This is a genomic window from Pseudomonas sp. H2_A10, from assembly GCF_054680085.1.
Map to the genome: position 1 here is coordinate 3,680,695 of NZ_CP162821.1, position 13,748 is coordinate 3,694,442.

The 13,748-nt window shown below is 60.2% G+C and carries 12 protein-coding genes, 1 tRNA gene and 2 pseudogenes; 9 read left to right on the forward strand and 6 right to left on the reverse strand.

The features are described 5' to 3' along the window. The first annotated feature begins 17 nt into the window (after positions 1 to 17). The 3 genes and pseudogenes from AB4O23_RS17115 to AB4O23_RS17125 all read left to right on the forward strand — a co-directional run bounded on the left by AB4O23_RS17115 (position 18) and on the right by AB4O23_RS17125 (position 1,867). A tRNA-Cys gene (locus tag AB4O23_RS17115) sits at positions 18 to 91 on the forward strand. 268 nt (positions 92 to 359) lie between these two features. Continuing rightward, positions 360 to 590, forward strand: a pseudogene (locus AB4O23_RS17120) (IS1182 family transposase); the annotation flags it as partial. 419 nt (positions 591 to 1,009) lie between these two features. Then, positions 1,010 to 1,867 carry a class I SAM-dependent methyltransferase gene (locus AB4O23_RS17125; RefSeq protein ID WP_065879011.1) on the forward strand — a complete coding sequence of 286 codons (858 nt, stop codon included), beginning with the start codon at positions 1,010 to 1,012 and terminating at the stop codon, positions 1,865 to 1,867. 402 nt (positions 1,868 to 2,269) lie between these two features. On the opposite strand, the gene AB4O23_RS17130 is transcribed toward AB4O23_RS17125, so the two are convergent. Next, the gene (locus tag AB4O23_RS17130; RefSeq protein ID WP_017530550.1) at positions 2,270 to 2,791 is read right to left on the reverse strand and encodes a DUF2846 domain-containing protein; all 522 of its coding nucleotides are present in this window, start codon (positions 2,789 to 2,791) and stop codon (positions 2,270 to 2,272) included. 65 nt (positions 2,792 to 2,856) lie between these two features. Further along, positions 2,857 to 3,330 carry a hypothetical protein gene (locus AB4O23_RS17135; RefSeq protein ID WP_017530549.1) on the reverse strand — a complete coding sequence of 158 codons (474 nt, stop codon included), beginning with the start codon at positions 3,328 to 3,330 and terminating at the stop codon, positions 2,857 to 2,859. 243 nt (positions 3,331 to 3,573) lie between these two features. Between AB4O23_RS17135 and AB4O23_RS17140 the strand changes: the two are divergent. Next, positions 3,574 to 3,759 (forward strand): annotated as a pseudogene (locus AB4O23_RS17140) (IS66 family transposase); the annotation flags it as partial. 55 nt (positions 3,760 to 3,814) lie between these two features. Here the strand turns inward: AB4O23_RS17140 and AB4O23_RS17145 are convergent. Next, positions 3,815 to 4,072 carry a hypothetical protein gene (locus AB4O23_RS17145; protein WP_017530547.1) on the reverse strand — a complete coding sequence of 86 codons (258 nt, stop codon included), beginning with the start codon at positions 4,070 to 4,072 and terminating at the stop codon, positions 3,815 to 3,817. A 297-nt stretch (positions 4,073 to 4,369) separates the two neighbouring features. Here AB4O23_RS17145 and AB4O23_RS17150 point away from each other — a divergent pair, with 297 nt between their 5' ends. From AB4O23_RS17150 to AB4O23_RS17160, 3 genes are all read left to right on the forward strand, one after another. Then, positions 4,370 to 4,978 (forward strand): LysE family translocator, encoded by a 609-nt coding sequence (locus AB4O23_RS17150; RefSeq protein ID WP_026067474.1) that lies wholly within the window; start codon positions 4,370 to 4,372, stop codon positions 4,976 to 4,978. Positions 4,979 to 5,320: 342 nt separating this feature from the next. After that, on the forward strand, positions 5,321 to 6,301 hold the full coding sequence (locus AB4O23_RS17155; protein ID WP_032883602.1) for a GlxA family transcriptional regulator: 981 nt from the start codon (positions 5,321 to 5,323) through the stop codon (positions 6,299 to 6,301). Positions 6,302 to 6,350: 49 nt separating this feature from the next. Beyond that, positions 6,351 to 7,280 carry an ADP-ribosylglycohydrolase family protein gene (locus AB4O23_RS17160; RefSeq protein ID WP_460060079.1) on the forward strand — a complete coding sequence of 310 codons (930 nt, stop codon included), beginning with the start codon at positions 6,351 to 6,353 and terminating at the stop codon, positions 7,278 to 7,280. Between the two features lie 25 nt (positions 7,281 to 7,305). On the opposite strand, the gene AB4O23_RS17165 is transcribed toward AB4O23_RS17160, so the two are convergent. From AB4O23_RS17165 to AB4O23_RS17175, 3 genes are all read right to left on the reverse strand, one after another. Further along, positions 7,306 to 8,553 carry an NAD(P)/FAD-dependent oxidoreductase gene (locus tag AB4O23_RS17165; protein ID WP_460060080.1) on the reverse strand — a complete coding sequence of 416 codons (1,248 nt, stop codon included), beginning with the start codon at positions 8,551 to 8,553 and terminating at the stop codon, positions 7,306 to 7,308. A gap of 137 nt (positions 8,554 to 8,690) precedes the next feature. Then, positions 8,691 to 9,638: a dihydrodipicolinate synthase family protein gene (locus AB4O23_RS17170; protein ID WP_017530542.1), complete on the reverse strand. Its 948-nt coding sequence runs from the start codon at positions 9,636 to 9,638 to the stop codon at positions 8,691 to 8,693. 32 nt (positions 9,639 to 9,670) lie between these two features. Then, entirely contained in the window at positions 9,671 to 10,597 is a 927-nt protein-coding gene (locus tag AB4O23_RS17175; protein ID WP_017530541.1) for a 4-hydroxyproline epimerase, read from the reverse strand. A gap of 196 nt (positions 10,598 to 10,793) precedes the next feature. Here AB4O23_RS17175 and AB4O23_RS17180 point away from each other — a divergent pair, with 196 nt between their 5' ends. Next, a complete protein-coding gene (locus AB4O23_RS17180) occupies positions 10,794 to 11,573 on the forward strand; it encodes an AraC family transcriptional regulator (RefSeq protein ID WP_217855047.1) in 780 nt (259 codons plus the stop codon). 83 nt (positions 11,574 to 11,656) lie between these two features. After that, the gene (treS, locus tag AB4O23_RS17185) at positions 11,657 to 13,720 is read left to right on the forward strand and encodes a maltose alpha-D-glucosyltransferase (protein WP_065879020.1); all 2,064 of its coding nucleotides are present in this window, start codon (positions 11,657 to 11,659) and stop codon (positions 13,718 to 13,720) included. The last annotated feature ends 28 nt before the right edge of the window (positions 13,721 to 13,748 follow it).

Below are 13,748 nucleotides of genomic sequence, written 5' to 3' on the forward strand. Positions count from 1 at the left end.
AGGCATTGATCGTTTGAGGCCGAGTAGCAAAATGGTTATGCAGCGGATTGCAAATCCGCCTACGCCGGTTCGATTCCGACCTCGGCCTCCACTCTTGAAAACCCCGTAGATTAACGTCTACGGGGTTTTTTATTGTCTGGGATTTGGTCATCGCTTTCGCAATTTTTCGGATCGCTTCCGCATCCCTACCTTTTTTCGGGAAATTTAAGACGCCGTTATCGGTATGCCTCTCCCCGATTGGGCGTGGGATTGTGCTCGAGGCTAAGAAGCCTGAGCGTCTACTAACGGCCCAGAGTGTGTAAAAACACCTTCGCGAACCCTTGCTATGATTTCTGAGGATTTCATCGCAGGGATCGCCCATGAAGCGCTTTATCCAAGGTGAACATCGAGGCCAAGGCATCTTACTTCCCGAGAGCCTCGACGACGACGTCAGCGATACCAATCCGGTGCGCGTAGTCGACGTTTTTGTCGACGAACTCAACCTGGTTTCCTTGGGTTTTGACGGTGCTATTCCGGCTGACACAGGCCGTCCCGCTTACCACCCCTCGATCCTGTTGAAGATATACATCTACGGCTATCTCAACCGCATTTGATTTCGCTGGTGGCGGATTCAGCCCCACCGGTTATTACAAGGACACAAATGGAATTGTGCGGCTTCGCGGCTCTATAAAGTCAGGCACTGTAGGCACTGCTGCGTTTCTCCTGACGACTGGATTCCGGCCGGCCGGCGACTCCAATTTTGCGTGCGTATCCAATAACTTATTCGGGTTCGTCATTGTAAACGCTGGTGGTGCCGTGATTGTTCAGGCAGGCAGCAACTCTTACGTATCTCTCGACGGAATCTCATTCCGAGCTGCGTAGTGGTACGGGCCCATCAGTGGACACTCGCTGGCGGGCCTTTGCATCAAAATTCTTGACCCTTGGCTGGCCGGATGGGCGTCTGATTGGAAGCGAAAACGCTCTGTAGTATGCTGCCCCGCGATCACCAATATGGATATCAAGGACTTACATGAATAATAATGTCTGCCCAGTATGTAGAGGGAAGCTATCAGTTGGTGTTCAGGCATGGCACTTTACTTGCCATAGTTGTAACTATGAAAAGGGCGATCTGGAGCCTGTTATTAATGAGGTGTCTCCGCACAAACTTGTTAATGAAACAGTCAGAGAGACCGGCCTGCGCGATATTCGCGTCGGGAATTTCAATAAACTACTTGGCGTAATTTCAGCGCTTAAGCCCGGCGGCGGCAAGCTGGTAGATGTTGGGTGCGCCCACGGCTGGTTTGTTGAAGCGGCAATGCATAAGTTTGAATCATTGGGCGTTGAGCCTGATGAAGTCGTATTCAAGGCGACTCATGCGCGCGGGCTCCCTGTTCGCAAAGGTTATTTCCCTGACACCTTGAAAGACGGTGAGATGTTCGATGTGATTGTGTTCAATGACGTGATTGAGCATATCCCCGACATCGTCAAGGTGCTTTCCGAGTGCCATAGCCGACTGAATAGCGGAGGCTTGCTTGTTCTGAACCTGCCCAGCAGTGACGGTATTTTCTATAAAATCGCCAGGGCATTTTGCCGCATCGGCAAGTACAGCTACTTCGAAAGGCTTTGGCAGAAAGGCCTCCCATCGCCACATGTTCACTACTTCAACCCAAAAAACCTTTCTGATCTTTTGGCCAAAAACAGATTCACCGCGGTGAAATCTGGAACGCTTCCTACGCTTGGACTGCCTGGCCTGTACGCCAGAATTTCATGCGCCGGCAACCTTGGGAAGCTCTCAACGATCGTCATCTATTGCGCGGTAGCCTGCGCCATTCCGGTCTTGCGCCTGTTGCCGAGTGACATCGTTTACGTAGTGGCCGAGAAGGACTAGTAGGTAAATCGATAGGGCGTCTGTAAGGGTGGGACAATCCTGGGACACTGGATGTCCCATATATCCCTGCATGGATATACAGCATGAGTTGCACAAAGCCAGTAAATACGGGTACTTGAGTCTAAAGGCCCAATGAAATAGGGGCCGGTTAACGGACTGCAAATCCGCCTACGCCGGTTCGATTCCGACCTCGGCCTCCACTCTTAGAAACCCCGTAGATTAACGTCTACGGGGTTTTTTATTGTCTGGGATTTGGTCATCGCTTTCGCAACCCTGTCTTTTTTGTTTGGAAATTTGGGACGCCTTTATCGGAATGGCGCCCCTCGATTGGACGTAGCATTGTGCTCAAGAGTAAGGGGCTTGAGCATCCACTAACGTCCGATTCTGTTGAAAAAGTCGTAGTTACGGTGCAGTTCCCGGCAACTCCTGGCACCACTTGATGGAACGCAACGCTTCCTCGGCAGGCACAAGCGCGTAGCGCGAGTAAAACATTGCTCCACTGAAACGACGGCCGTCGACTTCACCCAAGGTCTGCCCATCCGTGAAGTCGACGGTGCTGAGTTGATCGGCGATGTAATACACCTTTCCATTTTCGACGGTGATATCGAAACGCTTGTTAACCATACCGCTGATGATGGGGGGCGAGGTGGAGGCGACGCTGTGCTTGCCGGCGGGAATGCCGGCCTTGAAAAAACTACCGGAAGGCAAGCTGCCGATGGCGCGGCCATCGACCTGAATGGTCGGGGCCACCCCATTACCGATGCTGGCCGAGGTGCGATAGAAGTACACCGTGGCCTCATCCGCACGGGGTTCAGCCGGTGATGTGAAGAACGGTTGGCCTTTGAGGTCCGGACCGCCGATGCAGCCGGTCAGTGAGGCCAGGGCGGCGAACAGGCCGACCCAGAGTAGCGTACAGCGCTTCATGGCATGAAATTCCTTGAACGTGGATCAATGGGCGTCGGGTTCGATGACTGTCACCGTTACCGGATTCAGATCTTGCACAGCCCTTTACCGAAGTCAGTGGCATCAGAACTCGGCCAAGGCGCAAAACCGCTCTTCGGCGTCAGATTCACGATGTTGCGGTCCTTGAGCATCGGGTACTTGCGCTTGAGCGCCTGCACCGTGTCCTCGGCGTTGTTCACGTTGGACAGGCAAAAGCGCAGGGCATCGGCGCGCAGATCGCCGATATAGAGGGTTTCCCCGGCCTTCACCGAGAAAACCGCAGGCACAGGGCGCGGCATCGATTTTCCGGCGTAATACACGTAATGCCACTGCGTGTACTCATACTCTCCAGGCGGCACTTCATACATGAAGTAATGGCCCAGCACAGAGGGTGATGGCTGATCATCTTCATTGCCCAGCGTCGTCAGCCGTATTGCGGTACCGGGTGCTCCCTGTTGGTCGATTTCAACCACCAGCCCATGGGGCTGCATCATCGGAAAGCTCTCACCAATCGCACCCATGATGATCGCCTTACTCGGGTCCGGTGCGTGCTTACCGTCGTAGCGTGATGTAGCGCACCCGGACAGGAGGGTTGCGCAGAGCGCGACCGCGCCCCAGACGAGATGTTTATTGCTGACTTTCCCTAGCATTGGTCTTTTTTCCGATCAGTAATCTTGCAGTTCGTAGATCCCAGCTGAGCGAACCGAAAACGCGCAAACACAGTTCCACGTTGCCGGCTCGTCCGGTCCTATTGTCCAGCAAGAAAAGCCGTGCCGGTAATGGATAGGTCGCATGCCTGGATGATCGCCCAGCGTGATGCCGTGCCCGAAGGTTCGGTTATCAGCAGGGCGCTCGATAATAGCTTGAAACACTGGCCAGCGCTGTCCCGCCACCTCGATAACGGCGCCGTTCCCATTGACAACAACTGGGCTGGGAACCAGATCCACCCCGTAGATTAACCTCTACGGGTCTTTTTATGGCTCATCGAAAATGGCCGGTCATGGATCAACCATCCCCCTCAGACCGGATGATGCGCTGAGATTTGGCTTCAGCCGCGTACCGATCAAGCTTTTCCTGTTGAGCCGTCAGCAGCGCACATATCTTCGCCAGGGTCGCTGCCGTTGACGGCGGGCTGCCCGCAGTCGGCATGGCTGTCAGCTCTACCACCGCCCATCCGACAATCGCCGCCGCATCTTCCAGATCGTAAAACAACGCCTGTTGCGCGGTTCTGGGGCCGTCGAGGCCTTGTATCAACTTTTTCATCTACGGCTCCGCTGGGGATGTTCAGGCCATTGGCCGCTGGGGAGGGGCACGGCGGTGCGTGCTTTTAGCCTGCGATTAATCCGGGCAAAGAAAAGCCCGCGTTGGGGAGCGCGGGCTAAAGGGGATGTTCACTAGGAGCTGGGTTCACCCTAGGCGCTCGTCTGTGAAAGCTTCGTGAAAGCCTCGCAATTATTTGAGCGAGAAGTGTATGGCTGGATTCGACCCTGGCTGTACGGGGCATCGGGCGGCTTAACCCACTACTGTCGCAGGCCTCTCACAGCGTTTGGGTGCCGCCTCATGTTCATGTCTACCAGCCTGCTCTCAGCCTTCGTGCTGTTCGCCTTCGTGTCTTCGATCACGCCCGGCCCCAATAACACCATGCTGTTGGCTTCGGGGGTGAACTTCGGGTTCCGCCGCTCGATGCCTCATGCGCTGGGGATCAGTATCGGGTTCATGCTGCTGGTGATTTCGGTCGGCCTGGGGTTGGGAGAAGTGTTCAAGGTGTTCCCTTGGGCCTATACGCTGTTGCGCTACGTCGGCGCGGCGTATCTGCTTTACCTGGCGTGGAAGATCGCCACGGCGGGGGCGCTGTCCGACAGCCACGATGAACACGCAAAACCCATGACGTTCCTGGGCGCGGCTGCGTTCCAGTGGGTGAACCCCAAGGCCTGGATCATGGCGTTGGGAGCGATTACCACCTATACGCCCGCTGAGGGCTATGTCACCAACGTGCTGGTTATCGCCCTGGTTTTTGCCGTGGTGAACCTGCCCAGTGTGTGCGTGTGGGCAGGCTGTGGCAGCGGCTTGCGCAATGTGCTGAGCGAACCGCGCCGGCTAAGGGTGTTCAATGGGGCGATGGCCGGGTTGCTGGTGTTGTCGCTGTATCCGATGGTGTTTGCCAACTAACGGTCAGACCGGCGAGATGGTCGCCAGCAAGCCGATGCCGATGGTCAACACCAAAAAGCCGAACAGGAATATTGCCATCTTGGTCATACGGCCTCCGAAGGGGAAGGAAGGGGGGATGTGGCCATTGTCCACCCGCGCGGCATTTCGATACAGGCGCAGATAACAACTAAAAAACCATATCAGATGCGCTTCCCACCGTTCTGCTGCGGGCTTTGGCCGGTTGTGCGTTTGTCGAGATCAGGGCGTGAGACAGCCAATGCATTTGCCCCTAAGATGACGCCCATCGCATCAACAATAAAAGTGGGCCAACCCTCGATGGAAAGACGTCAATTCAGCGGTGGCATGAAGGGCAAGAACCTGCGCTACCTCAATGAAACCTCGCAGCCGGCGTCGGTCAGCCGCGTGGGCTTCCTGTTGCTCGAACACTTTTCCCTGCCGGCCTTTACCCAGACCCTCGACACGCTGGTCACCGCCAACCTGCTGCGCCCCGAGCTTTTCGCCTCGCGCACCTACGGTTGCGACGAGGGTGAAGTGATCAGCGACCTGGGCCTGGTCATTCGCCCCGATGCACGCCTGGATGCCGATGCGCTGCATGAAGTGGACTTGCTGGTGATCTGTGGCGGGTTCCGCACCGAACTCAAGGCCGGCGAAGGCTTCATCCAACTGCTGCGCAGCGCTGCCGAACAGGGTATCCACCTGGCGGGGTTGTGGAACGGCGCCTGGTTCCTCGGCCGCGCCGGGCTGTTGCAGGATTACCGCTGCGCCATCCACCCGGAACACCGTCCGGCATTGGCCGAAGTGTCCAAGGCCACCCATGTGACCAGCGAACCCTACGTGATCGACCGCGACCGCCTGACCGCTTCAAGCCCTTCCGGTGCGTTCCATATGGCGCTGGACTGGATCAAGGGTCTGCACGGTAAAGCCCTCGTCGAAGGCATCGAAGATATCCTGGCCTTCGAAGAATCGCGCTACCGGCGCATCAAACCCACCGAAAACGTCAGTGTCAGCGCGCCCCTGCGTGAAGTGGTGAAATTGATGGATTCCAACCTGGAGGAACCCCTGGAGCTGGACCAACTCGCCGTCTACGCCGGTCGCTCGCGCCGCCAGTTGGAGCGCTTGTTCAAGGAGCAATTGGGCACCACGCCGCAGCGCTACTACATGGAGTTACGCGTCACCGAGGCCCGCCGGTTGTTGCAGCACACCGAGCTCTCGCAGGTGGAAGTGCTGGTGGCGTGCGGGTTCGTGTCGCCGAGTCATTTCAGCAAGTGCTATAGCTCGTACTTCGGATATCGCCCCTCCAAAGAGAAGCGGTTGGTCAAGTAAAGTGCTGGTTGATCCATGCACTCCAGCATGGCCTTTTCAAGGAAGACACATGTCTCTTACGCTTTCGGATCGTTATCGCGGCTGCCTGCTGGGCCTGGCCTGCGGCGATGCAGTCGGTACCACCGTCGAGTTCATGCCTCGTGGCACATTCACTCCGCTTACCGATATGGTCGGAGGAGGGCCGTTCAACCTCAAGCCCGGCCAGTGGACGGACGACACCTCGATGGCGCTGTGCCTGGCGGAAAGTCTGCTGCACAAAAAAGGTTTTGACCCGCGGGACCAGATGGGCCGCTACCTGAACTGGTGGAAGTGGGGATACCTGAGTTCCACCGGCGATTGCTTTGATATCGGCATGACGGTTCGCCAGGCGCTGGCGACATTTGAGACCACCGGCGACCCGTTTGCAGGCTCAACGGACCCGCGTTCGGCCGGTAATGGTTCGATGATGCGTCTGGCCCCCGTCGTGTTGTTTTACTTTCCAGACCCGGAAAATATTCGTGCCTACACCCTCCAGAGTTCGCGAACTACCCACGCGGCGCAAGAGGCGCTTGAGTGCTGCCTGGTACTTGCGCAGGCGATCAGCAACGCGCTGCGCGGCGAGCCGAAGGATGACGTGTTGCGCTTATCCAGCGCAGGATTGTCCGCGCCCAAAGTCATCGCCATAGCGCATGGCGAATATCGCAGCAAGTCGACAACCGAGATCAATGGAACAGGGTATGCAGTCGCGTCCTTGGAGGCAGCGTTGTGGTGTTTCCACCACACTGACAGTTTTGCCGAGGCAGTGCTCGCTGCGGCAAACCTTGGGGATGACGCCGATACCACTGCGGCAATCGTGGGGCAATTGGCGGGCGCTTACTACGGTGCTCAAGCTATCCCTGCTGATTGGACAAACAAACTGTGGCTGCAGGATGAAATCGAGGGCATTGCTGACGCGCTATTGAGCGCGTCCGCGCACCCTGGGCAAGCGCCCGCGCTTTAAGGCGTCGCGCGCAGGCCCACCTCTTTCAAAACCGATCCAGCCGATACGGCCCTGGCGCCGGCACATCTGTTTGCCCAACGCCGGCACACGCCAGTTGCCCTATCCTTTCTGCCGTCACCGCCGCCTGCGTCAACCCCAAGTGCTGATGACCGAATGCGAGCAGTACTTTTGCGTCACACACCCGGTCAATGACCGGCAGCGAGTCCGGCAGGGATGGCCGAAACCCCATCCATGGCGTTGCGTCCCGCACATTCAATTCCTCACGAAACAGCCCCTGGCTCAACCGATGCAACTGCCAGGCGCGGGCCATGTTCGCCGGGCGCTCCAGGCCGGCGAATTCCACCGTGCCGGCCAGGCGCAGGCCGCCGGTCATGGGGGTCATGATGAATTTGCGTTCCAGCGAGGTGACGGCAAACGGCAGGCGCTGGTGCTCGTGGGGCAGCATCAAGTGATAGCCGCGCTCGGTGTCCAGCGGGATTTTTTTGCCGGTGAGGCAGGCGGTGAGTCGGGCCGAGTGGGCGCCGCAGGCGATGAGTACCTGGCGTGCGGTGAGAGTGCCCTGGTCGGTCGTCAACACCACGCCATCAGCGTCAACCCGTGCATCGCGCACCTGACGCGTGACGAATTGCACGCCGCTGGCCTTGGCCGCTTCCACCAGTTCGCATAGCACGTGGTAAGGGTCGACAAAATGCCCCGTCGCGGGAAAAAACAGCCCGCCCTGGACCCGCTCGCTTAACTGCGGCACGGCCTTGCGAATGGCCTCGGCGGGCCAGAAATCCACCGCCACATGTTGTTGGCGCATCCGCTGTTGCAAGGCGTCGAGGGCGGGACGCGAGTCGGCCCGTTCGTACACCAGCAGCGAGCCCTCTTCGCGCAACAGTTCAGAACGATGGATGCTGGCCAGCAAACGCTGCCAGGCGCCGAGGCTGCCTTCGTTCAACGCGCGAATACCCACCACGGTGCGCTGGTATTGCGTCGCACGCAGGTTCAGCAACAGCCGCACAAACCAGGGCAGGGCGCGAGGCAGGTATTTCCAGTCCAGGCGCAAAGGGCCCATGGGGTCGGTGAGCATGGCGGGCAAGCGCTTGAGGATCGACAGGTCGGCGATGGGAAACACCTGTTCCGTCGCCAGGTGGCCGGCGTTGCCATAGGAGGCGCCCCTGCCGGGCGCCTGCGCGTCAAGCACCTTCACCCGCCGACCTTGGCGCGCCAGCTGCAAGGCGCAGGCAACCCCGATAATACCGGCGCCGACCACGACGAAATCTTCGGCCATGGCCTATACCTCTCTCTGGCCGTCGCGATGGCCGCAGAGCAAGTGCCGACCGCTCAACAGCGTGCCTGTCAAAGTCATGAGAGCGTCCTGGAAAAACACAGTTGGCCGCTGTGAACAGCACAGCGGCGCCTAAACAATCAGCCGACGTTCTGTTCCGCCGACCAATTGGCGTACCACTGGCGGAACAGCGCGTACTGGGTTTCGGCATAGCGGCGCTGGGCGTCGCTGAGCACGTCGGTTGCATTGAAATGCAAGTCGTAGCCGGTGTCGCCGTTGAGCACCATCAAGTGCTTGTAATACAGCACCAGGTCACCGCCTTCATCGAAGGACGACAAGACCGCCAACGCGGCCTCCAGCTCATGCGCCTGGCGCCGGGCCGTGGCATCGCCCCTGGCCGCCTGTTTGCTCAGGGCCACCAGTTGCAGCACTTCCCGTGGCAGCGCGTTGCCGATGCCGGTGATTGCGCCGGTGGCGTTGCAGTTGACGAAGCCGTGTACCACCTGGGTGTCGACGCCGACCATCAGGGTCACGTTATCGTCCTGGGAGGTGATGTGTTCGGCGGCGTATCGCAGGTCGGCGCCGCCGCCGAACTCTTTGAAGCCGATCAGGTTGGGGTGTTCGCGACGCAGCTCGAAGAACAGATCGGCGCGGGTGGCGAAGCCGTAGTACGGGCTGTTGTAGATCACGGCCGGCAGCTTGGGCGCGGCTTTGAGGATCGCCGAGAAGTGGGCCTTTTGCGCGGTTGCAGAGGCGCCCCGGGACAGCACGCGCGGAATCACCATCAGGCCGTGTGCGCCAACCTTGGCGGCGTGGGCCGCATGGGCCTGCGCTTCACGGCTGTTCACCGCGCCGGTGCCGACGATGGTCGGCACCCCGGCCGCCACCAGACGCGCCACGCCTTCCTGGCGCTGGGCCTCGGTGAGCAACGGCCAGTCGCCCATGGAACCGCAATACACCACGGCGTTCATGCCGATATCGACCAACTCGCGGCCCTTGGCGACCAGTGCGTCGAAGTCCGGTTGGCGCGCGGTGGTGCACGGGGTCATCAGCGCGGGGATACAACCGGTGAAGATGTTATCGCTCATGGTTCCAGCTCCGTTCAATCAAAGGAGGGGGCTCAGATGCCCCAGGCAAAAGGGTCTTGCTCGTCGATCAGCAGGGTGCTGTCGGCGGTCATGTAGGCGCGGCCGGTAATCAGGGGAATGACGCGCTCGCCCGCCCACTCAAACCGGCCTTCGAATTGGCTGCCGGTGATGCTGGCCTGTCTCCAGGTCTGCCCTTCGACGAGCTTGCCGTCGGCGGCCAGGCACGCCAGTTTGGCGCTGGTGCCGGTGCCGCACGGCGAGCGGTCGTAGGCTTTGCCGGGGCACATCACGAAGTTGCGGCTGTCGGCGCGGGCGTCGTCGGCGAACAGTTCGATATGGTCGATCAGCGCGCCGTCCGCGCCACCGATGCCCTGATCTTCCAGGGCCTTGAGCATCGCCCAGGTGTAGTCGGTGAGGGCGTCGACGTTGCTCATCTCCAGCGCCTTGCCGTGCTCGGACACCAGGAAGAACCAGTTCCCGCCCCAGGCGATATCGCCATGGACCGTGCCATGCCCCGGCACCCGCACCGGCACCTGTTGGCGATAGCGATAGGCGGGCACATTGCGCAGGGTCACGCTGCCATCTTCGTGCAAAGTGGCCGCCACCGGGCCCACCGGGGTGTCGATGCCGTGTACGCCCGGCTGGATGCGTCCCAGGTGGTGCAACGACGCGATCAGGCCGATAGTGCCGTGGCCGCACATGCCGAGGTAACCGGCGTTGTTGAAGAAAATCACCCCACAGGTTGCCTCCGGCGTCACCGGCGCGCAGTACAACGCGCCGACCAGTACCTCGTTGCCACGCGGTTCGAGCAGGCAGGCGCGGCGCCATTGGTCGTGTTCGGTGCGCAGGTTGTCGAGCTGCTCGGCGAGCGTGGCGCCCCTGAGCGCGGGGAAACCGTCCATCACCAGGCGCGTGGGCTCGCCGCCGGTGTGGGAGTCGATCACATGCAGTCGCTTCATAACGGGCTCCAGACGGTGGGTAGCGGGACGCTGGCCAGGCGGCAGTGGTCCTATCCTGAACGGGCGGGCGGTGGCGCGATTGATGTTTTTTGCCGACATCGATGACGAATTCAGCACAGTGCGCATCGCTCGACAGCACCGCCATGCATCGGGCAATCTGCTACGCGTCTAGGCGATCAGCAGGGGCTACACAGTGATGATGCACAGCGCATTTGCCGGCCTTTGCCAAGGCAGCGAGACGAGCCGCCCGCACGACATCCAGCAGTTGGTGGCCGGCGTGGCGCAGTTGCTGCCGATGCTGGATGCGATCCCCAACGCCGCCATTTTCATCAAGGACACACACGCGCGTTACGTCCTCGCCAACCGCACCCTGGTGCAACGCTGCGGCCTCAAGCAGTTGCAGCCGCTGCTGGGCAAGACCAGCGCTGACGTGTTCCCGGCGCCGCTGGGCCCGGGTTATACCGAGCAGGACCGGCGCGTGCTGCAGCAAGGTTTGGTGCTCGAAGACCAGTTGGAACTGCACCTCTACGGCACACGGGAACCCGGCTGGTGCCTGACCCGCAAATGGCCGTTATACAACCACCAAGGCCACATCATCGGCTTGGCCGGGATTTCCGTAGACCTGCAATCGGCCAGCGAAACCCACCCCGCGTATCAACGCCTGGCGGCGGTGGACGAGCACATCCGCATGCATTTCAACCGTCGCGTCACCCTCGGCGAACTGACGCGCATCGCCGGTATTTCAGTGGCGCAACTGGAGCGTTACTGCAAGCGCGTGTTCCACCTCACCCCCCGGCAAATGATCCAGAAGGTCCGGCTGGACCATGCCCATCGCTTGCTGCACGGCGACCTGCCGATCACCGAGGTGGCGCTGCAGTGCGGGTATACCGACCACAGCGCGTTTACCCGGCAGTTCAAGGCCTCGACCGGGTTTACTCCGCGTCAGTATCGCCAGGCGACGCAGGGGTTGGCTTAGCAGAGCCATAACAATGCAACGAATGGCCCGCGTACCCCTCATATGTCTACGAGCGATTTTTTACAACGACAGGGACCAAGCTTATGACCGCGGCTGACAACAACCATGTGAACTGGCTGGTGGAACAATCGATGCTGCACGCAGCCCGCCAGCGCGCCAAGCTCTACTCCGGGCAAGGCAGGTTGTGGCAACAGCCCTTTGCGCAGACGCGACCGCGCGACGCTTCGGCGTTGTCCTCGGTGTGGTTTACCGCGTACCCGGCGTCGATTGTGACCCGCGAGGGCGGCACGGTGCTGGAGGCGCTGGGGGACGAAACGCTGTGGCACACCCTGTCGAAAATCGGTATCCAGGGCATTCATAACGGCCCGCTGAAAAAGTCCGGTGGCCTCAACGGCACACTGCATACGCCGACCATCGACGGCAATTTCGACCGCATCAGCTTCGAGATCGACCCGCAACTGGGCACCGAGGCGCAGTTGCAGGCGCTGACGCGCATGGCGGCGGCGCACAACGCGGTGATCATTGACGATGTGATTCCGTCCCACACCGGTAAGGGCGCGGACTTCCGCCTGGCCGAGATGGCGTACGAAGACTACCCCGGTCTTTACCATATGGTAGAAATCCGTGAGGAAGACTGGCACCTGCTGCCCGACGTGGCCGAAGGCCGCGACGCGCAGAACCTCAGCCCCTTGCAGGTGGACGCGCTGCGCGACAAGCACTACATCGTCGGCCAGTTGCAGCGGGTGATCTTCTTCGAGCCGGGCGTCAAGGAAACCGATTGGAGCGCAACCCAGGTGGTGATCGGCGTGGATGGAAAACCGCGACGCTGGGTGTATCTGCATTACTTCAAGGAAGGCCAGCCGTCGCTCAATTGGCTGGACCCCACGTTTGCCGCGCAGCAAATGATCATCGGCGACGCACTGCACGCCATCGACGTGATGGGTGCGAAGATCCTGCGCCTGGATGCCAACGGGTTTCTCGGCGTGGAGCGCAAGCTCGATGGCACGGCCTGGTCAGAGAGCCATCCATTGTCGATCACCGGGAACCAGTTGCTCGGCGGGGCTATTCGCAAGGCGGGCGGCTTCAGCTTCCAGGAGTTGAACCTCACGGTGGATGACATCGCCTCGATGTCCCATGGCGGTGCCGACCTGTCCTATGACTTCATCACCCGGCCTGCCTACCAACATGCGCTGCTGATGGGTGATGCGGAGTTCCTGCGCTTGATGCTGCGCGAGATGCATCGCCAGGGTATCGACCCCGGCTCGCTGATCCATGCGTTGCAGAACCACGACGAGCTGACCCTGGAACTGGTGCACTTTTGGACACTGCACGCCCATGACAGCTTCCTGTACCAGGGGCAGACCTTCCCCGGCAACATTCTGCGCGAGCACATCCGCGAGCAGATGTATGAACGCCTGACCGGCGAACATGCGCCGTACAACCTCAAGTTCGTGACCAACGGCGTGTCCTGCACCACGGCCAGCATCATCACCGCGGCGCTGGGTATTCGCGACCTGGAGGCGATTACCCCGGCGGACATTCAACAGATCCGCCAGATCCACCTGCTGCTGGTGATGTACAACGCCATGCAGCCGGGGGTGTTTGCCTTGTCCGGCTGGGACCTGGTAGGGGCATTGCCACTGGCGGCGGCGGACGTTGCGCATTTGATGCAGGACGGCGACACCCGCTGGATTCATCGCGGCGCCTATGACCTGGTGGACCTTAACCCCGACGCACACTTATCCGCCGGGCAGATGCCACGCGCCAAAAGCCTGTACGGCAGCCTGAACAGCCAGTTGCAGGACCCCGAGTCGTTTGCCGCGCAACTGCAAAAAATCCTCGCGGTGCGCCGCGCTTACGACATCGCCGCCAGCCGCCAGGTGCTGGTGCCGGATGTGCAAAACCCCGCCCTGTTGATCATGGTCCATGAACTGCCGGCCGGCAGAGGCACGCAAATCACCGCGCTGAATTTCGGCGCCACGCCGATCACCGAAACCGTGAACCTGCCGGATATTGCAGCGGGGATGGTGGTGGACATTATCAACGAGCGGGTGGAAGGGGACCTGACTGCGCAGGGGGAATTCACTATCACGCTGGATGCCTATGAAGGGCTGGCGTTGCGGGTGGTGAGCAATTCGCCGATCTGATAGTCACCGCCTTCCAACGGTGGGAACG